Here is a 23,897-nt window from a genome sequence, read left to right as displayed (position 1 = left end):
CGACATGCAACTTCCAGCGTATTTGCGGCGGCTAATTTGACAAAGTCGGGTTGCGTTCGCATAGTTAGCTAACGCAAACGTTTGCGATCCGATAAAAATCATAAGATCCGGAGTAATCACATGAAGCTGCCGTTCGCAGGACGCCTTTTGGCGGTCGCCGTACTGTCCTCGCTCTCCCTCGCCATGCCCCTGTCCCAAGCCCAGGCCGATGACGCCAAGCCCAAAGTTGCGCTGGTGATGAAGTCCCTCGCCAACGAGTTCTTCCTGACCATGGAAGACGGCGCCAAGGCCTACCAGAAGGACCACGCGGGCGAATTCGAGCTGGTTTCCAACGGCATCAAGGACGAGACCGATTCCGGTAATCAGATTCGCATTGTCGAGCAGATGATCGTTTCCGGGGTCAACGCCCTGGTCATTGCCCCGGCCGACTCCAAGGCCCTGGTGCCGGTGGTGAAAAAGGCCATGGACGCCGGCATCACCGTGGTCAATATCGACAACCGCCTGGACCCAGAAGTGCTCAAGAGCAAGAACCTCAGCGTGCCGTTCGTAGGCCCGGACAACCGCAAGGGCGCGCGTCTGGTGGGTGAGTACCTGGCCAAGGAAAAACTCAAGGCCGGTGATCAGGTCGGCATTATCGAAGGTGTCTCGACCACCACCAACGCCCAGCAGCGCACCGCCGGCTTCAAGGATGCGATGGACGCGGCGCAGGTCAAGATCGTCTCGGTGCAATCGGGTGACTGGGAAATTGCCAAAGGCAATGCGGTCGCCGCCTCCATGCTCAATGCCCATCCCGAGCTCAAGGCGCTGCTGGCCGGTAACGACAGCATGGCCCTGGGCGCGGTCTCGGCGGTGCGTGCAGCGGGCAAGTCTGGCCAGGTGCAGGTGGTCGGCTACGACAACATCAACGCCATCAAACCGATGCTCAAGGACGGTCGCGTGCTCGCCACCGCCGACCAGTACGCCGCCAGGCAGGCGGTGTTCGGCATTGAGGCGGCGCTGAAGATGCTCAAAGGCGAAAAGCCTGAAGTGGACGCCGACAACGTCATCCAGACCCCGGTCGAATTGGTCACCCAGTAGCTGCACTGCGTGCGCCTGCCCGACGGCAGGCGCCAGGAGATCAGGCAATGTCAGCGACTGCGGATGTCGTGCTTTCAGTCAGTGCAATCGGCAAAACCTACGCCCAGCCGGTGCTCGGCGATATCGAGCTGAGTCTGTATCGCGGCGAGGTACTGGCCCTTACCGGCGAGAACGGCGCGGGCAAGAGTACCCTGTCGAAAATCATCGGCGGCCTCGAGCTGCCGACCACCGGGCAAATGCACTACCAGGGGCAGCTTTACCAGCCCGGCAGCCGTGCCGCCGCCGAGCGCCTTGGCGTGCGCATGGTCATGCAGGAGCTCAACCTGCTGCCGACCCTGACCGTGGCCGAGAACCTGTTTCTCGACAACCTGCCCGGCCGTGGCGGCTGGATCAGCCGCCAGCGCTTGCGTGAGCAGGCCCGGGCCGCCATGGCCCAGGTCGGCCTCGACGCGATCGACCCGGACACCCCGGTCGGCGAACTGGGTATCGGCCATCAACAGATGGTGGAAATCGCCCGTAACCTGATCGGCGACTGCCATGTGCTGATTTTCGATGAGCCCACGGCCATGCTCACCGCGCGTGAGGTCGAGTTGCTGTTTACTCAGATTGAACGCCTGCAGCAGCGCGGTGTGGCCATCGTCTATATCTCTCACCGCCTGGAAGAACTCAAACGCATCGCTCAGCGCATCGCCGTGCTGCGCGATGGCAAGCTGGTGTGTGTCGAGTCCATGGCGCGTTACAGCAGTGCAGAGCTGGTCAACCTGATGGTCGGCCGCGAACTGGCCGAGCACATCGACCTGGGCCAGCGCCAGATCGGCGCGCCGATTCTCAAGGTCAATAGTCTGAGCCGTGCCGACAAGGTGCGTGACGTATCTTTCGAAGTGCGTAGCGGCGAAATCTTCGGCATCTCCGGGCTGATCGGTGCCGGTCGTACCGAGCTGCTGCGCTTGATCTATGGCGCCGACCGCGCCGACAGCGGCACTATTGAGCTTGGCAGCCCATTGCGCCCGGTGCAGATCGATTCACCTGTAGCCGCGGTGCGCGCAGGCATCGCCCTGATCACCGAAGACCGCAAAGGCGAAGGCCTACTATTGTCGCAGTCGATCAGCGCCAACATCGCCCTGGGTAATCTGCCGGCGATTTCCCGCGCAGGCGTGCTCGACAGTCAAGCCGAGCGTGAGTTGGCCCAACGCCAGATCAGCGCCATGCGTATTCGCAGTTCCAGCCCTGATCAGGTGGTCGGCGAGCTGTCCGGTGGCAACCAGCAGAAGGTCGTCATCGGCCGCTGGCTGGAGCGCGATTGCACGGTGCTGCTGTTCGACGAGCCGACCCGTGGCATCGACGTCGGTGCCAAGTTCGACATCTACGGCCTGCTCGCCGAACTGGCGCGCCAGGGCAAGGCGCTGGTGGTGGTCTCCAGTGACCTGCGCGAACTGATGCTGATTTGTGACCGCATCGGAGTGCTCAGTGCCGGACACCTGATCGACACCTTCGAGCGCGAACATTGGACCCAGGATCAACTACTGGCCGCAGCCTTTGCCGGCTATCAGAAACGTGATGCGTTGCTGCATGAAGCGGCACCCAGGACACCCTCATGAAAACCACTCCAGTGGACAGCGCTGCCCCCAGCGCCAAGCGCAACAGCAGCTATTACGGCCTGGGTACTTACCTGGGCCTGGCCGGCGCCTTGCTGGCGATGATCGTGCTGTTTTCCTTGCTCAGCAGTCATTTCCTGACTTACGGCACCTTCAGCACCCTGGCCAACCAGATCCCCGACCTGATGGTTCTGGCGGTCGGCATGACCTTCGTCCTGATCATCGGCGGCATCGACCTCTCGGTGGGCTCTGTGCTGGCCCTGGCGGCCTCGGCGGTCAGTGTGGCGATCCTCGGCTGGGGCTGGAGTGTGCTGCCGGCCGCGCTACTCGGCATGGGCGTGGCGGCGCTGGCCGGGAGCATCACCGGTTCGATCACCGTGGCCTGGCGGATTCCATCGTTCATCGTCTCCCTGGGCGTGCTGGAGATGGCCCGGGGCCTGGCCTACCAGCTGACCGACTCGCGCACCGCCTACATTGGTGACGCCTTTGCATGGCTCTCCAACCCGCTGGCTTTTGGCGTGTCGCCATCGTTCATCATCGCCTTGCTGGTGATCATCCTTGCCCAGCTGGTGCTGACCCGCACCGTGTTCGGCCGCTACCTGATCGGCATCGGCACCAACGAAGAAGCGGTGCGCCTCGCCGGTATCGACCCCCGCCCGTACAAGATCCTGGTGTTCTCGCTGATGGGGCTACTGGCCGGGCTGGCTGCGCTGTTCCAGATTTCCCGCCTGGAAGCCGCCGACCCCAATGCCGGCTCCGGCCTTGAACTGCAGGTCATCGCCGCCGTGGTTATCGGCGGCACCAGCCTTATGGGTGGGCGCGGTTCGGTGATCAGCACCTTCTTCGGTGTACTGATCATCTCCGTGCTGGCCGCAGGCCTGGCCCAGATCGGCGCATCGGAACCGACCAAACGCATTATCACCGGGGCGGTCATTGTGATCGCCGTGGTCCTCGACACCTACCGTAGCCGACGTGCAAGTCGGCGGAACTGACCCATGGCAACCATCAAAGATGTCGCGGCACTGGCGGGGATTTCCTACACCACCGTGTCCCATGTATTGAACAAGACCCGACCGGTCAGCGAACCGGTGCGCCTGAAAGTCGAGGCGGCCATCGCTGAACTCGACTATGTGCCTAGCGCCGTGGCCCGTTCGCTCAAGGCGCGCAGCACCGCCACCATCGGCCTGCTGGTGCCCAACAGCGTCAACCCGTATTTCGCCGAGCTGGCCCGAGGCATCGAGGATGCCTGCGAGCGCAACGGCTACTGCGTGATCCTGTGCAACTCCGACGACAACCCACAAAAGCAGCGCAGCTACCTGCGCGTGCTGCTGGAAAAACGCATTGATGGCTTGATCGTTGCCTCGGTGGGTGAAGACAGCGACCTACAGGGCAGCCTGGCCAATGTGCGCACGCCGATGGTGATCGTGGACCGCGCCCTGGACGGCGTCGAAGCCGATCTGGTGCGCATCGATCACGAGCTGGGCGCTTACCTGGCAACCCAGCATTTGCTTGAGCTGGGTCACCGTGATATCGCCTGCATCGGCGGCCCGGCCAACACCAGCACCGCGCAATTGCGCCTGGCCGGGTTCCAGCGCGCCCTCGCCGAAGCCGGGATCACAGCGGCTGACGAGCACATCGTCAACAGTGATTTCACCAGCCTGGGCGGCTATGCCGCCGCCGCGCAGTTGCTCGACGGTCAGCGGCCGACGGCGATTTTTGCCGGTAACGACATGATCGGCATCGGCGTGTTGCGCGCCGCCGCCGAGCGCAACATCTGCGTGCCCGGCGAGTTGTCGGTGATCGGTTTCGACGACATCCAGCTCAGCCGCTACGTGTTCCCGGCGCTGACCACCGTCGGCCAGTCGATACGTGAACTGGGCGAGAGCGCCGCAGCCCTGTTGCTGTCGCGTATCGCTCAGCCGCTGCACGGCGCGCCGGAGCAGCGCATCGTCGCGCCAAAGATCGTGTTGCGCGAGTCCACCGCCCCGCGTCCAGACCTTTTCAATGATTACCGCTGAGAACAGAACAGCCATGCACGCCAAGGTAGTAGTGGTAGGTAGCCTCAACATGGACCTGGTAGCCCGCGCCCAGCGACTGCCACGTGCCGGCGAGACCCTGGCGGGCGAGTCGTTTGCCACCGTGCCGGGCGGCAAGGGCGCCAACCAGGCGGTGGCCGCGGCGCGCCTGGGGGCGCAAGTGGCGATGATCGGCAACGTCGGCGACGATGCCTACGGTCAACAGCTGCGCCAGGCCTTGCTCGACGAGCAGATCGACTGTCAGGGGGTAGCAGTGTGTGCGGGGGTATCGAGCGGCCTGGCACTGATCGTGGTCGATGCCAGCAGCCAGAATTCCATCGTCATCATTCCCGGTAGCAACGGCCAACTGCTGCCTGCATCGGTGCAGGCCTTCGATACCTTGCTGCAAGGCGCCGAGGTGATCATCTGCCAGCTGGAAGTGCCCGCGCAGACCGTGGCCTATACCCTGGAGCGGGGTCGTGCGCTGGGTAAGACGGTGATTCTCAACCCGGCGCCATGCACCGGCCCGTTACCGTTGAGCTGGTACAACGCCATCGACTACCTGACCCCCAACGAAAGCGAAGCGCAGGCGCTGACCGGGCTGCCGGTGACTGACCTTGCCGGCGCCGAAGCCGCGGCCAGCCATCTGCGCAGCCTCGGCGTGAAAAACGTCATCGTCACCCTCGGCGCCCAAGGCGTGTTGTTTGCCAATGCTCAGGGAGTCACACACTTCCCGGCGCCTGTGGTGCAGCCAGTGGACACCACGGCGGCGGGCGACACCTTTGTCGGTGGTTTTGCTGCGGCGCTGGCGCGCGGGATGGAGGAGGGCGAGGCGATTGCCTTCGGCCAGCGCGCTGCGGCCCTATCAGTCACCCGCGCTGGCGCCCAGCCGTCGATTCCCTATCTGGCCGAGTTGCAGCCATGAAAAAGACGCCCTTGCTCAATATTGCCCTGTCACGGGTCATCGCCTCGCTGGGCCATGGTGACATCCTGGTCATCGGAGACGCCGGTTTGCCGGTGCCGCCAGGCGTCGAGCTGATCGACCTGGCGCTGACGCCCGGGATGCCGGACTTTGCCAGCGTCCTGCGCACTGTGTTGAGCGAGATGCAGGTGGAAAGCCATGTGCTGGCCGATGAGATCTTCAAGGCCAATCCCCCAGGCCTGACCGCCATCGAGCAATGTCACGCACAGGGTCAGCTCGGTGCCCGCAACCTGCTCAGCCATGCCGAGTTAAAACAGCTCAGCCGTGGCGCCCGCGCCGTGGTGCGTAGTGGTGAATGCAAGCCCTACAGCAATATCGTCTTGATCGCGGGCGTCACTTTCTAGAAGCTTGCCTTACAAGGACCTGTGCGACGAATGAATGGATTCAACCTGCCGAACGTTTGCTTCAAGGAGTACTGCTGATGTCTCTGCTGTCGGCAGGTGCCGCCCAGGCTGCACCGATCGATCTGATCATCGACACCGACCCCGGTGCCGACGACGTGGTGGCCTTGCTTCTGGCCATGGCCGCGCCGGATGAACTGAAGATCCGCGCCATCACCACTGTGGCCGGCAACGTACGCCTGGACAAGACTTCGCGCAATGCGCGGCTGGCCAGGGAGTGGGGTGGGCGCGAGGACATTCCGGTGTATGCCGGTGCACCCAAGCCGTTGCTGCGCACGCCCATCTATGCGGCGAACATTCACGGCGAAGAGGGCCTGCCCGGTGTGCCGGTGCATGAGCCCAGGCAAGGCCTGGCCAAGGGCGGCGCCGTGCAGTACCTGATCGACACCCTGGGCAAGGCCGAGCCGTATAGCATCACGCTGGCCATGCTCGGCCCGCAGACCAACCTCGCCCTGGCCTTGATCCAGGCCCCCGAGATCACCCGCGGGATCAAGGAAGTGGTGGTGATGGGCGGTGCCCATTTCAATGGCGGCAACATCACCCCGGTGGCCGAGTTCAACCTGTTTGCCGACCCGGAAGCCGCCGAAGTGGTGCTCAGCAGCGGGGTCAAACTGACCTATCTGCCGTTGGACGTCACTCACAAAGTGCTGACCAGCGACGCGCGCCTCACCCAGCTGGCAGCGGTGAACAACCAGGCCAGCAAGCTGGTGGTAGACATTCTCAATGCCTACATCAAGGCCGACATGGCGCGCTACGGCATGCCCGGAGGCCCGGTGCATGATGCCAGCGTGATCGCCTACCTGCTTAAACCTGAGCTGTTCAACGGGCGGCAGATTCATCTGCAGGTAGACAGCCGAGAAGGCCCGACCTATGGTCAGACCATCGCTGACTGGTACAACACCCTTGAACAGCCGAGCAACGTGATGTGGATCGACAGCGCTGATGCTCAGGGCTTTTTTGACCTGCTCAGTACGCGGCTTGCGCGTCTGAAGTAGCGTGCGAATAGTGTTCAAAGACCTGGTCGACGAAGCTGCGCGCAGCCTCGTTGCCCAGGTCTTTGACCAGCAGGTCGACGGCGATCAGCATCAGTTCTTCGGCGCTGGCGGGGCTATAGGCGCTCTGGCCCTCGGGCCATTTGACCTTGATGTCGGCATCGATGATGTGGCTTGTCATAAGCTGTTCCGGGAAAAAACTGCGCGCACTGTGGGTTCAAATGCCGGGCCCTGGCGTTTGAAGGGGAGGCCTGACTGCGCTCCACCCAAGGCAGCAGTAAATCATGCCGTTGCCTGCCAAGGCACTGCGACTTAGGCATAAGCGCGGGGGTCGTGGCAAACTAACGGTTTCCAGCCAGTCGGAACAACGCTGTGCAGATCGATTTGAACAACCCCGAACAGTTCACCCTTGAGGCGGTGCGCAGCTTGCTTGGCGCTGGCAGCAATGCCGTGCACAACCAACTGCGGGTCAACCGCAGCGGTATCGCCTGGCTGTCGCAGGTGGTCGGTGGCCGCGAACTGCAGGGCCTGGCCTTTCGTCTGGAAACCTGGGCGGCCGGTTCTGGCTGCGTCGGTGAGCAGGCCGCGGCGGACGAGCGCTGGGTGCTACAGGTGTTCAACGTGTTACAGGCCAACTGGCCGAAACCTTCAAGCGATTACATCGACCTGTACTGAGTTGCGACGGCGTTTGTGCAAAATTCCGTGACGATTGCGCTTTTACCTGAGTGCGCTGGCTCAGGCAGACTTGACGGGTTTTGCAACGAAAAACCAGCGAGACTGTCAGATAGGCAGCAGTATTTCTGTATTTAAGGAGGATTCATGTTCCGTGCATCATTGATGAGCCTGTTGGCGGTTGCCGTTCTGGCCGGTTGCAGCAGCACTGGCGGTTCGTCGTCGAAAGCGCCAGCGGCGGCGAACAACGATGGCCGTTGCCAAGCCCGTGGCGCTGAGTTCGCCATCGGCAAGCAGGCCACCCCGGCGCTGGTCGAGCAGGCGCGCAAAGCCAGCGGCTCGCAAATGGCCCATGCCCTTGGTCCGCGTGATGCTATGACCATGGACTACCGTTCCGAGCGCCTGAACCTGCACACCAACGCCCAAGGCGTGGTCACCAGCGTCAACTGCGGCTGATGTGTAGGCGCCAGCAACGCTGGCGCCTACAGGTGCTGTGCATGGGCAAATGCCAGGCACAAAAAAACCCGTCACATGGACGGGTTTTTTTATTCGGTCAGAGCTTACTCTGGACGAACTTGTGCAGCCTGCATGCCCTTCTGGCCTTTTTCGGCAACGAAGGAGACAGTCTGGCCTTCCTTCAGGCTTTTGAAACCGTCGGTTTCGATAGCCTTGAAGTGAACGAACAGGTCGTCGCCGCCACCTTGTGGAGTGATGAAGCCGAAGCCTTTCTCATCGTTGAACCATTTTACGGTGCCGGTTTGGCGATTAGACATGGGTGTATCTCCAAGAAACATGATTTTCAGTAGTGCGGTGTTGCCGAGGCCAACAGGGTGCACGCCGACCATCATAGTCTAATTATGGGCTTGTAGCCCCTTTTACCTTCGCAGATTGCTGATCTGGAGCAAAATAACGATGGATTACCTGGCCAAAGGCCTATTTTTTCGGGGCGCAAGCAGCTGCGACCTGTTTTCGCGTGTTCTCCATTAGTGTCGCATTGACGCCATCCTGCAGGGTGTCCAGGTCTTTTATCTGCTCATCGGTGAGGTTTTTTTCAAGCACCTTTGCGGCGCAGCTGCAGTGCGCTTCGGCTTTGTCCTTTGTCACGCCTTGCTGCTTCAGCGCCTGAGCCACGCAGGACGTCTGGTAGTCGGCGGGTAGCTTGCCGGCATTGGCGCTTAGCGGTAGCAACAGGGCAGAGGCAGCGGCCACGGCCAGAAGAGACTGAAGTCGCATAACCAAACACTCCTTGGGGGGGGCTAGTTTCACAAGAGTAGGACGCTTCACAAACTCTGAGCGGAAAATTTCCACCCAAGTTCCCCGCAATCGCCGCAAAGCTTTGTGCTAGCATGCTCCGCTCGGAAACGCCGCCAGCACCTGCTGTAGCGCGCCGCTCCCAACTTTTTATTCCAGTCACTCTGGTTCGTTCCCTGGCAGGCTTTCGGGCTTCTGCCACTGTGAGGCAGGCTTTGCTTGTGCAAAGACAGGGGCGGATCGCGTACTGGCTCATCCCAACCCACGTGACCTTTGGTAGGGGTCACCACTAGGAGAGGAGGCGCCATGCCCATTATTACTCTTCCCGATGGCAGTCAACGTTCTTTCGACAAGGCCGTATCCGTAGCCGAAGTCGCCGCATCCATTGGTGCCGGCCTGGCTAAAGCCACCGTCGCCGGTAAAGTCGACGGCAAACTGGTCGACGCTTGCGATCTGATCGAACACGACGCTAGCCTGCAAATCATCACGCCCAAGGACGAAGAGGGGCTGGAGATCATCCGTCACTCGTGCGCCCACCTGGTCGGCCACGCGGTCAAGCAACTGTACCCGACCGCGAAAATGGTCATCGGTCCGGTCATCGACGAAGGCTTCTATTACGACATCGCCTACGAGCGTCCTTTCACGCCTGACGACATGGCTGCCATCGAGCAGCGCATGCAGCAGCTGATCGACACCGATTACGACGTGATCAAAAAAGTCACGCCGCGCGCCGAAGTGATCGAAGTGTTCAAGGCCCGCGGCGAAGACTACAAGCTGCGCCTGGTCGAAGACATGCCGGATGAACAGGCCATGGGCCTGTACTACCACGAAGAATACGTCGACATGTGCCGCGGTCCGCACGTGCCGAACACCCGTTTCCTCAAATCGTTCAAGCTGACCAAGCTGTCCGGCGCCTACTGGCGTGGCGATGCCAAGAACGAGCAGCTGCAGCGCGTCTACGGCACCGCCTGGGCCGACAAGAAGCAGCTGGCTGCCTACATTCAGCGCATCGAAGAAGCGGAAAAACGCGATCACCGTAAAATCGGCAAGCGCCTGGGCCTGTTCCACCTCCAGGAAGAAGCGCCGGGCATGGTGTTCTGGCACCCGAACGGCTGGACCCTGTATCAGGTACTGGAACAGTACATGCGCAAGGTTCAGCGCGACAACGGCTACCTGGAGATCAAGACTCCGCAGGTTGTTGACCGTTCGCTGTGGGAAAAGTCTGGCCACTGGGCCAACTACGCCGACAACATGTTCACCACCCAGTCGGAAAACCGCGACTACGCCATCAAGCCAATGAACTGCCCTTGCCACGTGCAGGTGTTCAACCAGGGCCTGAAGAGCTACCGCGAGCTGCCGCTGCGTCTGGCCGAGTTCGGTGCCTGCCACCGTAACGAGCCGTCCGGTGCCCTGCACGGGATCATGCGCGTGCGTGGCTTCACCCAGGACGACGCACACATCTTCTGCACCGAAGAGCAGATGCAGTCCGAATCCGCGGCGTTCATCAAGCTGACCATGGATGTCTACGCCGACTTCGGCTTTAAAGACATCGAAATGAAGCTGTCGACCCGCCCTGAAAAGCGCGTCGGATCCGATGAGCTGTGGGATCGTGCCGAAGCCGCCCTGGCCGCCGCCCTCGACAGCGCCGGCCTGCCGTACGACCTGCAGCCGGGCGAGGGCGCCTTCTACGGTCCGAAGATCGAGTTCTCGCTCAAAGACTGCCTGGGTCGCGTCTGGCAGTGTGGTACCCTGCAGCTCGACTTCAACCTGCCGATCCGTCTCGGTGCCGAATTCGTCTCCGAAGACAACGGCCGCAAGCACCCTGTGATGCTGCACCGCGCGATCCTCGGATCGTTCGAGCGCTTCGTCGGAATTCTCATCGAGCACTACGAAGGTGCGTTCCCGGCCTGGCTGGCGCCAACCCAGGCGGTGATCATGAATATCACCGACAAACAGGCTGAATTTGCTCAGCAAGTGGAAAAAACTCTGGCCGAAAGCGGTTTCCGTGCCAAGTCCGACTTGAGAAATGAGAAAATTGGCTTTAAGATCCGCGAGCATACCTTGCTCAAGGTTCCTTATCTCCTGGTTATCGGGGATCGGGAAGTCGAAACGCAAACTGTCGCTGTGCGTACCCGTGAAGGTGCAGACCTGGGCTCGATGCCCGTCGCCCAGTTCACGGAGCTGCTCGCGCAAGCGGTTTCCCGGCGTGGTCGCCAAGATTCGGAGTAATTACTATTAAGCGTGATATGAGACAAGACAAACGAGCTGTACCGAAAGCCCCGATCAACGAGAATATCTCGGCACGTGAGGTTCGGTTAATTGGCGCTGACGGCGAGCAGTTAGGCATCGTCTCGATTGAAGAAGCGCTTCGTATCGCTGAAGAAGCGAAACTGGATCTGGTAGAAATTTCTGCTGACGCTGTTCCACCTGTGTGCAAAGTCCTCGACTACGGCAAGAGCCTGTTCGAGAAGAAAAAGCAGCAGGCTGCGGCGAAGAAGAACCAGAAGATCATCCAGATCAAAGAAATCAAGTTTCGTCCAGGGACGGAGGAAGGGGATTACCAGGTAAAACTACGCAACCTGGTACGTTTCCTTAGTGATGGGGACAAGACCAAAATCTCTCTGAGATTCCGTGGTCGTGAGATGGCCCACCAGGAGCTGGGTATGGAACTGTTGAAGCGGATCGAAGCTGATCTCGCCGAATACGGGACCGTCGAACAGCATCCTAAGATGGAAGGACGCCAGCTTTTGATGGTCATCGCCCCCAAGAAAAAGAAATAACCACCAGGGCACGGCAGGCCTTGCGGTTATGTTTATCAACTGAATGCGGAGTATCCGAACATGCCAAAAATGAAAACCAAAAGCGGTGCAGCCAAGCGTTTTTTGAAAACCGCTAACGGCATCAAGCACAAGCACGCTTTCAAGAGCCACATCCTGACCAAAATGTCGACCAAGCGTAAGCGTCAACTTCGCGGTAGCAGCCTGCTGCACGCGTCGGACGTGGCAAAAGTCGAGCGCATGCTGCGCCTTCGTTAATTTTTGGTTCTAGATAGAGGAAGTTACTCATGGCTCGTGTAAAGCGTGGCGTCATCGCTCGTAAGCGTCACAAGAAAATTCTGAAACTGGCTAAAGGTTACTACGGCGCTCGCTCGCGCGTTTTCCGTGTTGCCAAGCAAGCGGTCATCAAGGCAGGCCAATACGCCTACCGCGACCGTCGTCAGAAAAAACGTCAGTTCCGCGCTCTGTGGATCGCTCGTATCAACGCTGGTGCGCGTATCAACGGTCTGTCCTACAGCCGCCTGATCGCTGGCCTGAAAAAAGCGTCGATCGAAATCGACCGTAAGGTTCTGGCTGATCTGGCAGTGAACGAAAAAGCGGCGTTTGCTGCGATTGTCGAGAAAGCTAAAGCCACGCTGGCTTAAGTACCCCCGACAATCACCTGGCGTCATTTCCGGCGCCAGGTGTTAAACGTCTTAATAGGGGAAGAGCCTGCGCTCTTCCCCTATTTTGTATCTGGAGTCTGTACATGGAAAACCTGGACGCGCTGGTCTCCCAAGCCCTGGAGGCCGTGGAACGCGCTGAAGACATCAATGCCCTGGAACAGATCCGGGTTCAATTCCTTGGCAAGAAAGGCGAACTGACCCAGGTGATGAAGACCCTGGGCAATATGCCTGCCGAAGAGCGGCCAAAAGTTGGCGCGCTGATCAACGACGCCAAGGAACGCGTCACCGAGGTGCTCAACGCGCGCAAGGCGGCCTTCGAAGAAGCCGAACTCAGCGCCCGTCTGGCCGCCGAGTGCATTGATGTGACCCTGCCGGGCCGTGGCCAGACCTCCGGTGGTCTGCATCCGATCACCCGCACCCTGGAGCGCATCGAGCAGTTCTTCACCCACATCGGCTACGGCATCGCCGAAGGCCCTGAGGTCGAAGACGACTACCACAACTTCGAAGCCCTCAACATTCCCGGCCACCACCCGGCCCGGGCAATGCATGACACCTTCTACTTCAATGCCAACATGCTGCTGCGTACCCACACCTCGCCGGTGCAGGTGCGGACCATGGAGTCCAGCCAGCCGCCAATCCGCATTGTCTGCCCGGGCCGCGTATACCGCTGCGACTCGGACCTGACCCACTCGCCGATGTTTCACCAGGTCGAAGGCCTGCTGATCGATCGCGACATCAATTTTGCCGACCTCAAAGGCACCATCGAAGAATTCCTGCGGGTGTTCTTCGAAAAGGAACTGGCGGTACGTTTCCGTCCGTCCTTCTTCCCCTTCACCGAGCCATCGGCTGAAGTCGACATCCAGTGCGTGATGTGCTCCGGCAAAGGTTGCCGCGTGTGCAAGCAAACCGGCTGGCTGGAAGTCATGGGTTGCGGCATGGTTCACCCGAACGTGCTGCGCATGTCTGGCATCGACCCGGAAGAGTTCCAGGGCTTTGCCTTCGGCATGGGTGCCGAGCGCCTGGCCATGCTGCGTTACGGCGTCAACGATTTGCGCCTGTTCTTCGACAACGACTTGCGGTTCCTTGCGCAATTTCGCTAGGTCGCGCACCCGTAACGAATCTTTCAGGAGAGCAGGATGAAATTCAGTGAACAATGGCTGCGCGGTTGGGTCAACCCGCAGGTATCCCGAGACGATCTGGTTGCCCGTCTTTCGATGGCCGGCCTTGAAGTCGACAGCGTAACCCCGGCTGCCGGTCAGTTCAGCGGCATCGTCGTCGGTGAGGTGCTGAGCACCGAACAGCACCCCGACGCCGACAAACTGCGCGTGTGCCAGGTCAGCAACGGCAGCGAGACCTTCCAGGTAGTGTGCGGCGCGCCTAACGTGCGCCCTGGCCTGAAAATCCCGTTCGCGATGATCGGCGCCGAGCTGCCGGGCGACTTCAAAATCAAGAAGGCCAAGCTGCGTGGCGTTGAGTCCAACGGCATGCTGTGCTCGGCTGCAGAGCTGCAGATCAGCGAAGAGAACGACGGCCTGCTGGAACTGGCTGCCGACGCCCCGGTGGGCGAAGACATTCGCGTGTACCTGGACCTCGACGACGCCAGTATCGAGATCGGCCTGACCCCGAACCGTGGCGACTGCCTGTCGGTGGCGGGCCTGGCGCGTGACGTCGGTGCCTTGTACGACGTACCGGTGACCCGCCTGGCGGTGCCGGCCGTTGCTGCCGCCCACGACGAAGTGCGTCCGGTTGAGGTGCTGGCTCCAGCGGCCTGCCCACGCTACCTGGGTCGCGTTATCCGTAACGTCGACCTGTCGCGCCCGACCCCGCTGTGGATGGTCGAGCGCCTGCGTCGCTCCGACGTGCGCAGCATCGACGCGGCCGTCGACATCACCAACTACGTGATGCTCGAACTGGGCCAGCCGATGCACGCCTTCGATCTCGCCGAAATCAACGGCGGTATCCGCGTGCGCATGGCCGAGGAGGGCGAGAAGCTCGTACTGCTTGACGGTCAGGAAGTGGCGCTGCGTAGCGACACCCTGGTCATCGCCGACCACTCCCGCGCCCTGGCCATCGCCGGCGTTATGGGTGGCGAGCACAGCGGTGTTTCCGCTACTACTCGCGACATCTTCCTCGAAAGCGCCTTCTTCGAGCCGATTTCGGTCGCTGGCAAGGCCCGTTCCTACGGCCTGCACACCGATGCCTCACACCGCTACGAGCGTGGCGTCGACTCGCAGCTGGCCCGCGAAGCCATCGAGCGTGCGACTGGCCTGCTGCTGGAGATCGTCGGTGGCGAAGCCGGCCCTGTGGTCGACGTCACCAGCGAAGCGCACCTGCCGAAGGTTGCGCCGATCACCCTGCGTGCCGAGCGCCTGACCCAGATGCTGGGCATGGAAATGGCCAGTGCCGAAGTCGAGCAACTGCTCAACGGCCTGGGCCTGAAAACCACCGCGGGCGAAGGGCAGTGGCAGGTTGAAGTACCAAGCCATCGCTTCGACATCAGCCTGGAAGTCGACCTGATCGAAGAGCTGGCCCGCCTGTACGGCTACAACCGCCTGCCGGTGCGTTACCCGCAAGCGCGCCTGGCCCCGCAGGCCAAGGCCGAAGCCCGTGGCGAACTGCCGGCCCTGCGCCGTCTGCTGGTTGCCCGTGGCTATCAGGAAGCGATCACCTACAGCTTCATCGACCCGAAACTGTTCGAGCTGTTCACTCCTGGCGTCGAGCCACTGCTGCTGGCCAACCCGATCTCCAGCGACATGGCGGCCATGCGTGCCTCCCTGTGGCCGGGCCTGGTCAAGTCGCTGCAGCACAACCTTAACCGTCAGCAAGACCGCGTACGCATGTTCGAAAGCGGCCTGCGCTTCGTCGGCCAACTGGGCGACCTCAAGCAAGAGCCAATGCTTGCCGGTGTCGTCTGCGGCAGCCGCCTGCCGGAAGGTTGGGCCAACGGTCGCGACACCATCGACTTCTTCGACGTGAAGGCAGACGTAGAGGCGGTGCTGGGCTTCTCCGGTTCCCTGGCCGAGTTCAGCTTCGTACCGGGCCAACACCCGGCGCTGCACCCGGGCCAAACCGCACGCATCGAGCGTAATGGTCGCGAAGTCGGCTACCTGGGTGCCATCCACCCGGAGCTGGCCAAGACCCTCGGCCTCGACCGTCCGGTGTTCGTCTTCGAGCTGGTCCTGGGCGAAGTGGCCGATGGCCGCCTGCCGAGGTTCAGCGAACTGTCGAAATTCCCGGAAGTGCGTCGTGACCTGGCTTTGGTCGCAGGACGTGATGTTGCTTCGAGCTCGGTGCTTGAAGTAATTCGTGACAATGCAGGCGAATGGCTCACGGACCTCAGGCTGTTTGATGTTTATCAGGGTAAAGGCATTGATCCTGATAGAAAAAGCCTGGCCGTAGGCTTGACCTGGCAGCATCCGTCGCGCACTCTTAATGACGAAGAGGTGAATACTGCGACACAAAATATCCTCACCTCGCTCGAACAAAGGTTGAACACCACGTTAAGGAAATAGCGTATGGGTGCTCTGACGAAAGCTGAGATGGCCGAACGGCTGTACGAGGAGCTGGGCCTGAACAAACGTGAAGCCAAGGAATTGGTTGAACTGTTTTTTGAGGAAATCAGGCACGCTCTGGAAGACAACGAGCAGGTCAAATTGTCCGGATTCGGCAATTTTGACCTGCGTGACAAACGCCAGCGGCCGGGCCGCAACCCCAAGACCGGGGAAGAGATCCCGATCACGGCGCGTCGAGTCGTCACCTTTCGTCCAGGGCAGAAGTTGAAAGCCCGAGTTGAGGCCTATGCTGGAACCAAGTCATAACGACGAGCTTCCGCCGATTCCAGGCAAACGCTACTTCACCATTGGTGAAGTGAGCGAGCTTTGTGCGGTAAAACCGCACGTGCTCCGCTACTGGGAGCAGGAATTCCCGCAACTCAACCCGGTGAAGCGCCGCGGTAACCGGCGGTACTATCAGCGTCAGGATGTGCTGATGATCCGCCAGATCCGCGCGCTGCTGTACGACCAGGGCTTCACCATCGGCGGGGCGCGTTTGCGCCTCTCTGGCGATGAAGCCAAGGACGACACCACCCAGTACAAACAGCTGATCCGGCAGATGATTGTCGAGTTGGAAGATGTGTTGGTGGTGCTGAAGAAGTAGCCCGTATCGGGCCGGGAATTTTGGAAAAAATGCTTCCATAATTCAAAAGGTTAGGGTACATTCTTCAACGTTCTCAGCAACTAGGGGAACATGCTTCAAGCCCAGTCGGGGCGTAGCGCAGCCCGGTAGCGCACTTGCATGGGGTGCAAGGGGTCGAGTGTTCGAATCACTCCGTCCCGACCAAATAACTCCAAAAAATCCAGTCACTTAGCAGTGACTGGATTTTTTTATGGCTGTCCGCTTTTTCCTTGTTAGCAATTTTGCCCCACTTTTTGCCCCACCGAATTTCAGCTGCCCGCTTCTCAAAAATTCTGAGTCGGCAGAATCTTAGGCACTGCACCGCTCATGCAGAATGGCGTCTAGCCGACAAGGGGGGGTACTTGATGGTTCGAATTCCTACGCTTCCGCCACTAATTTTCATCAAAGCCCTGATTTTTCGGGGCTTTTTTGTGTCTGAGTGTTTTTGGTCCCCCATCTGGTCCCCCACTTCTAGTTTGGCTTCCTCTGGTCTTCTGCGGATTGTGATGGACTGGCTACGTTCATGAGGGCGGCTGGTTCAAGCAAGCGAGGGGCGATTTTTCGAAGGCAGTATTGGTGGTAGATATGCTTGGCTCTTGCCGGCATCGACCCGGCGCCTGACTATTGGGGCCGCTTCGCGACCCCATCGACGACAAGCGCGGCTCCCAAGGGAGGTGGTGCAGGTCTGGAAGCTGGTGATATCCAAAAAACATCTGGACATGTCTCTAAAGCGGTATTTCTGGTTAGCAAAAGCATGAATGTACCCCCAGAAATACCCTTCGATACCCCCAGCAGGATGCGCGATCGAGAATGGCGATTCCTGACAGCTGTCGTGGTGGTGCACCCTGGACTTCAGATTAGCTACATGGCGGGATGGCCAGAAGCAGGGCGAGGCCGCGCCTTTAGGGGGGCGCTTGTCTCGAGCGGCAGCTATATCCACCCTGACTGTGTGATAACGGCCCGAGCACATCAAATATGAGGGGAGGTGGATTAGCCCTGCGGATCCAGAAGATGAAGCGCGGATCATTTTTTTTCACTACCCCGGAGCAGGGCATCTTGGCTTGAAAAATACCCTACTCAACGACGGCACCGGCCTTGACAGTGATAGTGGCAAAATGCAATTTTTCGGGCCGGGTTGGATCCAGCCAGCTTCAAGGGCGGATACAAAGGGATTGTCCGTTTTAGAGGTGTCCGGGTGTGTTGCTAGATGCTTTTCTGACCGAGTACGACGAAAGCCTCGGTAATGAACTGAATATCGACCCCTTGGGGTTGCAGGTGATCTGGTCTGGGTTTGGCCAGCAGATTTTCCAGAACCGGATCAGTTCCATTTCCAACGATATCCGCAATTTCACCCTGAACCTGTTCAATCACTTCTTGATCAAGAGCCTGGTCGAGGACGACTCGATTGCGCTAGGCATCGGGTTGAGGAAGATCTACAACGGCAAACACGACCTCAAGTTCAAGCATGCCTGTTTGGTGTACTTGGAAAACCTCAACGTCTACAGCGTCATCGCCCATGAAAATACCGCGGGCCTCGAAACCACTGGCGTGCTGGGGATCAGCAAGGCGCGAAGAGGGTGGTTCGACAGTACAGGGAACCCTTCGCTCACCTTCAGCCATGTCCCCGAAGCGCAGGTGCTGGTTCGGCAAACCCTGCTGGGCGTGAGCGGCCGCTACAAGACGCCGTTGGTGGAAATGGGCTTCTTCGACCGTCACTATCGCTACAACCTGCCCACGGCCACGCTGCTGTGGAAAGACGTAGATGCGTTGATCAGCAACACTCCAACGCTTTTTCGTCTCTACAACCTCCTGCGTCCTCACTTGAAAGACCTGCTGGCAAGCAGTCGCAGCCAGCCTAAGACTGACTTCCAGGACATACCAGCAACGCTTCCCAAGGCTATGGTCGAGGCCTTTGCGTCATCGGCGGCGGTAGGTGCCAGAACATGCGATTTCTGGTTGTCCATCACAGGCCTGGATCGGGGTGCCCCGGGAGCCTTGTATAACGTGTTGAGTTCGCCCAAGCACGGCGACGGGTCTGCTGCGAATGTCTTCGAGGAGGCGATGAAGCAGCCGCTGGCGAAAGACGCACAGCGAAAGCTCGCGCATGTACGCTTGCTGGAACCGCTGCTCAGCGAGGTGGACCTGTTGTTCCACCTGATGCTGGCCGAGAAGTCTCAGCCCGTCAGAAGGGTCTGGCAGCGCTGGAAAGCCTTGGGGCGTAATACCTCGACCCTGGCCACCTGTGCGGCTGCCATCAATGCAGACACGTCCATGACGACGGTGCTTTCCACTACCGGGCAAGCACGTCTGCAAAGTTTGTTGAACGTGGCAGGGCAGGGCGGTGCCGACGCACAGATGGACACATTGTTGAGCTATCACGCGCTCATTATGGAAAGTCGTGGCCAGTCGCCGTGGGTGACCCGGGCAGATGGTAACCAGCTAAAGATTCATGTGCGGCCCCGTAGTGAGCCGACCCCTGCCGAGCGACCGTTGGGTGGCTGGGTGCACCAGTACTACATTCCCCAGTTTCGGCACTTGCTTGCGGGCTTGCACGGGGTGGCCGCATGAAACTGATCGAGGCCTTCAAGCAGCAACTGAAGGAAATGGGCGAGCTCAAACGGGTCTGGCTGACCACCTTCAACCTCAATCTGGGTTTTGTCGAATCCCATCTGCTGCCGGCAGTGCTGAATATGGACCCGCCGCGCAACCGCCTGGACTTCGAAGGCTTCCAGGCACACCTGGTTGAGAAAGACATCGACTTCCGGGTGTTCTGCGACAAGCGAATGATGGGGGCCGACCAGTACAAGCGCACGGCCATCAACGTTCACTGTGTATCTGCTCGCGCCCTGAACACTTACCCTGGTTTTACCGAGCACACGTTGTTTCATCCCAAGCTCATCTTTCTGGAGAGTAAGAAAGGGGACATGGTGTTGGGTGCGGGCAGCGCGAACCTGAGCGTCGGCGGCTGGGGGCGCAATCAGGAGGTGTTCACCTTCCAGCGCGTCTGCAATAACGAGCAATACAGGCAGATTCAGAAGTTCTTCGATGCCTTGGCCGAGCCTCTGGAACTTGAGCTCCGCTGGCGCACCCAGCCTCGTCTGGCCGAGGGGCCTGATTGGCAATTCGTGCACAGTTTCGACAAACGCACCTTCCTTGAGCATCTCATGGTGCAGGACCGCATCACCTCGCTGCAGGTCTGGTCCCCCTACCTGGCGGCCGACATGCCCGACTTGCTGGAGCGACTCCGGGCGCAATCAGGTAATCCTGATTTGAAGGTGGCTCTGGTCGCAGACCGCTTGGAGGGCCGGTACTTCCGGACGCCCTGGAGCGAGGCGTTGGCGGCCTGCATCGAGACGGACGCGCTCGCGTTCCACAAAAACCCGTCTGCGCCTGATCCGCTCACCGAAATCACCCATGCCAAGGCCTGGCTCTTTCACGCCCCTCAGGGGGGGCGCCTGGCGATCGGCTCGTGGAACTTCACCCATGCCGGGACCAGCAGTTTTGATCAGCGCAATATCGAAGCCGGTATCGTGCTGAACGTCAAACGCAACGCAGACATGCTGGGAGCGCGCATTGACGTCACCGAGGCCGATTTTGCCAGCGACCAGTTGTTGGCGGAGGATCGCCTGGATGTGCCGCAAGAGCTGCCCTTCGACCTGCAAGTGCACTACGACTGGAAGCGTGCCTGTTTTTCGGTATCAGGCAACTGGTGGGTAGACAAACCCGGCAATGTTTATTGGCTGAAGTTGCCGGGTGTAAGCGAACCGATACCCCTGCAGTGGCGCACACGGCGCCAGCAGGGCAAGTGGTTGCTGATACCGATCGAGCAGGTGACGCCGGATAACGAGGCCATGCTCGCCGACCATAGCTACGCCATTCTTCTGCGCAAGAAGGGCCCAGCGGTGTTTAGGGGCATCATTGTCGAGAGCGACCAGTCGTTCCGGCGCGTACAAGGTTTCGAATCGCTGAAGGACCTGCTCGACAGCCTGGTGGCTGGGGTCGATCCGAACAGCGATACCAACACCGTGTTGCGTGCCTGCCTGCGCAATGGTGCCGGGCCGGATGAGGACCCAACGGCGCCTTCACCTGTCATCGAACAGGACGCGTTGTCTTACTTCCGGTTGTTCCAGGCAATCGAGCAGTATCGCGAGCGTTTGCGCGCAGCTTCCGATATCGAACAATGGGCATTCGTTCATCCGGGCTGCCTTCAGGAACTGGCGGCCAAGGCACGCCAGCAGATTAGCGGCAGCCAGCCCAGCGTGTTCAACTGGTTCCTGGCCCAGGAGGTCAATTCGCTTCACCAACTGGCCGCCGGGCTGTACCGCAAGGCCGGGCACCGTAAGCCTGGGGACGAACTGTGGTCGACACTGAGGGTGCAGACGCCGCGCTTGCCAAAGGAGCTGCAAAGAAAGCTGGCCTATGTTCGCCGCGTGCAGAAGGAGTGTGGCTATGCGTGAAATCGACTGGGGTGGTTTGAAGCCGGAACAGGTCGCGAACTGGATCAACTTCGACGCAGGCAATGACGCGTGGCAGTACTCGGGCCAGGACATCTCCATGCCCGCCCGGCAAATCGAAGGTGTTGCCGGTTTGTGGAACAAGTTGTCCATGCACAATGTGGCATTGCTGGCCGATGAGGTCGGCATGGGCAAGACGTTCCAGGCATTGGGCATCATCGCGTTGCTGTGGAAGCTGAAGCCCAATGCCAAGGTGCTGGTCATGGCTCCCAGGGAAGACATCTGCCACCAGTGGGCGCGTGAGTATGCCGCGTTCCTGCGCGATCACTATAAAGGCGGTTCGCACCTGACCTGCAATGGGCCTGAGAAAAAGCCGTTGCACGAGGCGCAGATTTACAAGCGGCTTCGTGAACTGAGTGATGCGGTGAAGGAGGGCAGCGGGCAGTTTTACTTCACCACTATCCATTCCCTCAGCAACCTGGTTGAGTGGCAGGACAAGCAATCGGGTGATGTGGCCGGCAAAGCCCAGGTTGAGGCTGCCAGGATTCACCGTGAGCTCAAGTCATCGCTGGGAAACAAGGGTTTCGACCTGGTCGTGGTGGATGAGGCTCATTATTTCCGTAATGCCGATGGCGGTTCTCAACGTGCCAAGGCCGCACGCAGGTTCTTCGGGGAAGTGGGGGGGCGGCTCGGGCAGAAAGTTTTGTTGCTTACCGCGACGCCCAGCCATTCCTCGCTTCGGGACATAGCCTCCATTCTCGGCTACTTCATCGACCCACCGGCTGACGGGTCGCAACCCGCTCCGGATAAGCTGCTGACCCAGTATGCATTGCGTCGTTTGCGCCTGATGCAGGGGGCTGAGGGTTACCGTAACAAATATAACTACCGTCATGAAAAAACGCTGCCAGCCAGTTTCCATAACAACCCCGAGGCCGAGATGTTTTTCGCGCTGTACCAGAAGAAGCTGGTGCAGCAACAAGGCCATAAGAGTGGCGGCCGCAGGTTCCTGTACGGCTATCTCGAAGGCTTCGAGTCCGTTGGTACCCAGCCAGGTAGCGCGGCCAGCGCGACCGCACCGCTGGAACAGGAACACTCCGCTCAGGCATTTTCCGGTGCCCCGGATACCGGGATCCTGACTCAGCTTACCCAGCTGCACCGTGAGTACTTCCAGAGCCACCCTGATCATCCCAAGTACGACACGTTGATGCTTGAATGCCAGCCCGAGGATGTCTTCGACACGCGAATACCGTTGCAAGAGCACAAGCACCTGGTATTTGTGCGGCGGATCGCTTCGGTGCGGGAGATTACCCAGCGCATGAACGCGGACAGTGACCTGAAGCTGGCGCGGCGTATCGTCCAGGCCTGGCGTCCGGAAGACTCGGAAAGGCTGTTAAAGGGGTGGCAGAAGAAGAACTGGTCGCGGGCGTTTTTCAGCCGGTATGTCTGCCAGCAGACGGTCGAAGAATCGGACGACCAGGATCTTCTTCACGATGACGACCAGGCGCAAGCCATTGATGGCCTGGAGGGTGATGAAAAACTGGCCTCGCACATTGCTGACCTGTTCGTGGTCAAGAAACAGGGAAAGGACCGCAGTACGGATTGCTCGAACTTCAGCTTGCGCTTGCGCAAGCCGGACAGTCTGTTTTCGTTGTTGCTGGAGCCGGCAAGTGACTACCGCAAGGGCGGATACACCGGGTATGACCGCAAGCGTGTGGGCGAGCGTAATCGGGACGACTATGGCGGTGCGGCGCTGCGAGCGCGTCTTGTGCTGCACGGGGAACACGCGTCGCCAGCGGGTGAACAATACGAAGAAATGATGCCGACCTTGTGGGGCCTGATGTATGAAGGGTTGCCTGATGCCACACGCCGGCGGCTGGAGGCGTGGTTGGCGCTTGGGCCACACGGCCGAGCGATTGCAGAAAATTTCGCCAATTATGTAAAAGCGGGTTTTCTGTTTGCCAGCCCGGTCATCATTGAGCTCTACAGTTGGTTCACGGAGTTTCGTCGCCAGCATGCGGGGGGCGATGCTCAACGTCGTTATCTGGATTTCATCGATTGGCTGAGCCCGCGCCTTCACGACTCGTTGATTCGGCAGTACTTCATTGCGGCCTTGGATTGCTTCGAGCAGATCTGTGGAAAGATCACGGCCCACGGGCTGGCCGACTGGAAAAAAGACTGGCGTATCCTTACCAGCCTGCAAAGCCCTGCCTGGTACGCCAGTAGTCATTCTGGCGATCGCCGGCGCTTGATTCTCGGTTTTAACAGCCCGTTCTACCCCAACGTGCTGGTAGCGACTTCGGTCTTTCAGGAGGGTGTGAACCTGCATCTTCAATGCAGCAAGGTGCACCACTACGGAATTGCCTGGACACCCGGTGACAACGAGCAGCGTGTCGGGCGTGTGGACAGGTTGTTCGGCCGGGTGAACCGGCAATTGCAGGAGAAGGGCGAGGCTGAGCTGGCGATCCACTATCCCTATCTCGCGCAGTCGTTCGACCAGGAACAACTGGCTTCATTCGTGCTTCTCAAATACGCGGTCGAGGCGCGCATGGATGCCTGCCGACATACGTCGTTCGATGATGAAATCGACTTGCGCCATGTTGCCGATGACTGGAAGCGATACCTGCGAACGCCAGTGAAGGGGATGAATTCGGCGGACCCGTTCCCCGCGTGTTTTGGCACGGGGTCGGTTCCATTGGAGGCCTATAATCCGAGTGAGTGAGGTTGGGAAGGTAGTTGCTGAGCTGGGCATACGGACACAGCATGCCCAGCAAGCGCGGCCTTCCCGTTACTCCCGCGTACGAAGCCTTCCAACGCCCATCGTCGACCACAACCTCACCAAACCC

23 protein-coding genes and 1 tRNA gene are annotated in these 23,897 nt (G+C 59.9%); 21 read left to right on the top strand and 3 right to left on the bottom strand.

The window, feature by feature from the left end:
• The first annotated feature begins 120 nt into the window (after positions 1–120).
• The 7 genes from C6382_RS01010 (at position 121) to C6382_RS00980 (ending at position 7,065) form a co-directional block, all read left to right on the top strand.
• Positions 121–1,077: a sugar ABC transporter substrate-binding protein gene (locus C6382_RS01010; RefSeq protein ID WP_107022699.1), complete on the top strand. Its 957-nt coding sequence runs from the start codon at positions 121–123 to the stop codon at positions 1,075–1,077.
• Between the two features lie 47 nt (positions 1,078–1,124).
• Positions 1,125–2,675: a sugar ABC transporter ATP-binding protein gene (locus C6382_RS01005; protein ID WP_107022698.1), complete on the top strand. Its 1,551-nt coding sequence runs from the start codon at positions 1,125–1,127 to the stop codon at positions 2,673–2,675.
• Positions 2,672–3,664: an ABC transporter permease gene (locus tag C6382_RS01000; RefSeq protein ID WP_107022697.1), complete on the top strand. Its 993-nt coding sequence runs from the start codon at positions 2,672–2,674 to the stop codon at positions 3,662–3,664. The genes C6382_RS01005 and C6382_RS01000 overlap by 4 nt, the downstream gene beginning before the upstream one ends.
• A 3-nt stretch (positions 3,665–3,667) precedes the next feature.
• On the top strand, positions 3,668–4,690 hold the full coding sequence (locus C6382_RS00995; protein ID WP_107022696.1) for a LacI family DNA-binding transcriptional regulator: 1,023 nt from the start codon (positions 3,668–3,670) through the stop codon (positions 4,688–4,690).
• 13 nt (positions 4,691–4,703) lie between these two features.
• The gene (gene rbsK / locus C6382_RS00990; protein WP_107022695.1) at positions 4,704–5,612 is read left to right on the top strand and encodes a ribokinase; all 909 of its coding nucleotides are present in this window, start codon (positions 4,704–4,706) and stop codon (positions 5,610–5,612) included.
• On the top strand, positions 5,609–6,013 hold the full coding sequence (gene rbsD, locus C6382_RS00985) for a D-ribose pyranase (RefSeq protein WP_107022694.1): 405 nt from the start codon (positions 5,609–5,611) through the stop codon (positions 6,011–6,013). The genes rbsK and rbsD overlap by 4 nt, the downstream gene beginning before the upstream one ends.
• A gap of 77 nt (positions 6,014–6,090) precedes the next feature.
• Positions 6,091–7,065, top strand: coding sequence for a nucleoside hydrolase (locus tag C6382_RS00980; RefSeq protein WP_107022693.1), 975 nt, complete (start codon positions 6,091–6,093; stop codon positions 7,063–7,065).
• Here C6382_RS00980 and C6382_RS00975 read toward each other — a convergent pair.
• Positions 7,037–7,243 carry a hypothetical protein gene (locus tag C6382_RS00975; RefSeq protein WP_107022692.1) on the bottom strand — a complete coding sequence of 69 codons (207 nt, stop codon included), beginning with the start codon at positions 7,241–7,243 and terminating at the stop codon, positions 7,037–7,039. The genes C6382_RS00980 and C6382_RS00975 overlap by 29 nt on opposite strands.
• A gap of 191 nt (positions 7,244–7,434) precedes the next feature.
• Here C6382_RS00975 and C6382_RS00970 point away from each other — a divergent pair, with 191 nt between their 5' ends.
• Together C6382_RS00970 and C6382_RS00965 are read left to right on the top strand one after the other, a co-directional pair.
• Positions 7,435–7,737, top strand: coding sequence for a hypothetical protein (locus tag C6382_RS00970; RefSeq protein WP_107022691.1), 303 nt, complete (start codon positions 7,435–7,437; stop codon positions 7,735–7,737).
• 144 nt (positions 7,738–7,881) lie between these two features.
• Positions 7,882–8,190: an I78 family peptidase inhibitor gene (locus tag C6382_RS00965; protein ID WP_107022690.1), complete on the top strand. Its 309-nt coding sequence runs from the start codon at positions 7,882–7,884 to the stop codon at positions 8,188–8,190.
• A gap of 104 nt (positions 8,191–8,294) precedes the next feature.
• Here C6382_RS00965 and C6382_RS00960 read toward each other — a convergent pair whose 3' ends face one another.
• Both C6382_RS00960 and C6382_RS00955 read right to left on the bottom strand, forming a co-directional pair.
• Positions 8,295–8,507, bottom strand: coding sequence for a cold-shock protein (locus C6382_RS00960; protein ID WP_007956027.1), 213 nt, complete (start codon positions 8,505–8,507; stop codon positions 8,295–8,297).
• A gap of 160 nt (positions 8,508–8,667) precedes the next feature.
• A complete protein-coding gene (locus tag C6382_RS00955) occupies positions 8,668–8,967 on the bottom strand; it encodes a hypothetical protein (RefSeq protein WP_107022689.1) in 300 nt (99 codons plus the stop codon).
• Between the two features lie 324 nt (positions 8,968–9,291).
• Here C6382_RS00955 and thrS point away from each other — a divergent pair, with 324 nt between their 5' ends.
• From thrS to C6382_RS00895, 12 genes are all read left to right on the top strand, one after another.
• On the top strand, positions 9,292–11,214 hold the full coding sequence (gene thrS, locus C6382_RS00950) for a threonine--tRNA ligase (RefSeq protein ID WP_107022688.1): 1,923 nt from the start codon (positions 9,292–9,294) through the stop codon (positions 11,212–11,214).
• Complete coding sequence (gene infC / locus C6382_RS00945) at positions 11,214–11,765, top strand: translation initiation factor IF-3 (protein WP_174446961.1); 552 nt, start codon at positions 11,214–11,216, stop codon at positions 11,763–11,765. The genes thrS and infC overlap by 1 nt, the downstream gene beginning before the upstream one ends.
• 60 nt (positions 11,766–11,825) lie before the next feature.
• Complete coding sequence (gene rpmI / locus C6382_RS00940; protein WP_027620572.1) at positions 11,826–12,020, top strand: 50S ribosomal protein L35; 195 nt, start codon at positions 11,826–11,828, stop codon at positions 12,018–12,020.
• Positions 12,021–12,049: 29 nt separating this feature from the next.
• A complete protein-coding gene (gene rplT, locus C6382_RS00935; protein WP_081818697.1) occupies positions 12,050–12,406 on the top strand; it encodes a 50S ribosomal protein L20 in 357 nt (118 codons plus the stop codon).
• Positions 12,407–12,510: 104 nt separating this feature from the next.
• Positions 12,511–13,527: a phenylalanine--tRNA ligase subunit alpha gene (gene pheS / locus C6382_RS00930; RefSeq protein ID WP_028941672.1), complete on the top strand. Its 1,017-nt coding sequence runs from the start codon at positions 12,511–12,513 to the stop codon at positions 13,525–13,527.
• A gap of 36 nt (positions 13,528–13,563) precedes the next feature.
• Positions 13,564–15,939, top strand: coding sequence for a phenylalanine--tRNA ligase subunit beta (gene pheT, locus C6382_RS00925; protein ID WP_107022687.1), 2,376 nt, complete (start codon positions 13,564–13,566; stop codon positions 15,937–15,939).
• Between the two features lie 3 nt (positions 15,940–15,942).
• Complete coding sequence (gene ihfA, locus C6382_RS00920) at positions 15,943–16,245, top strand: integration host factor subunit alpha (RefSeq protein ID WP_002553164.1); 303 nt, start codon at positions 15,943–15,945, stop codon at positions 16,243–16,245.
• The gene (locus C6382_RS00915) at positions 16,226–16,582 is read left to right on the top strand and encodes a MerR family transcriptional regulator (protein WP_010222411.1); all 357 of its coding nucleotides are present in this window, start codon (positions 16,226–16,228) and stop codon (positions 16,580–16,582) included. The genes ihfA and C6382_RS00915 overlap by 20 nt, the downstream gene beginning before the upstream one ends.
• A 106-nt stretch (positions 16,583–16,688) precedes the next feature.
• Positions 16,689–16,765 (top strand) — tRNA-Pro (locus C6382_RS00910).
• Positions 16,766–17,797: 1,032 nt separating this feature from the next.
• Entirely contained in the window at positions 17,798–19,168 is a 1,371-nt protein-coding gene (locus C6382_RS00905) for a hypothetical protein (RefSeq protein WP_107022686.1), read from the top strand.
• A complete protein-coding gene (locus tag C6382_RS00900) occupies positions 19,165–21,057 on the top strand; it encodes a hypothetical protein (protein WP_107022685.1) in 1,893 nt (630 codons plus the stop codon). Before C6382_RS00905 ends, C6382_RS00900 begins: the two co-directional genes overlap by 4 nt.
• Complete coding sequence (locus C6382_RS00895; RefSeq protein ID WP_107022684.1) at positions 21,050–23,773, top strand: DEAD/DEAH box helicase; 2,724 nt, start codon at positions 21,050–21,052, stop codon at positions 23,771–23,773. Before C6382_RS00900 ends, C6382_RS00895 begins: the two co-directional genes overlap by 8 nt.
• Positions 23,774–23,897 lie beyond the last annotated feature (124 nt).

It is taken from the genome of Pseudomonas sp. BBP2017 (assembly GCF_003024385.1).
Lineage (GTDB): Bacteria > Pseudomonadota > Gammaproteobacteria > Pseudomonadales > Pseudomonadaceae > Aquipseudomonas.
This window is presented reverse-complemented; position numbering and strand designations above follow the sequence as displayed.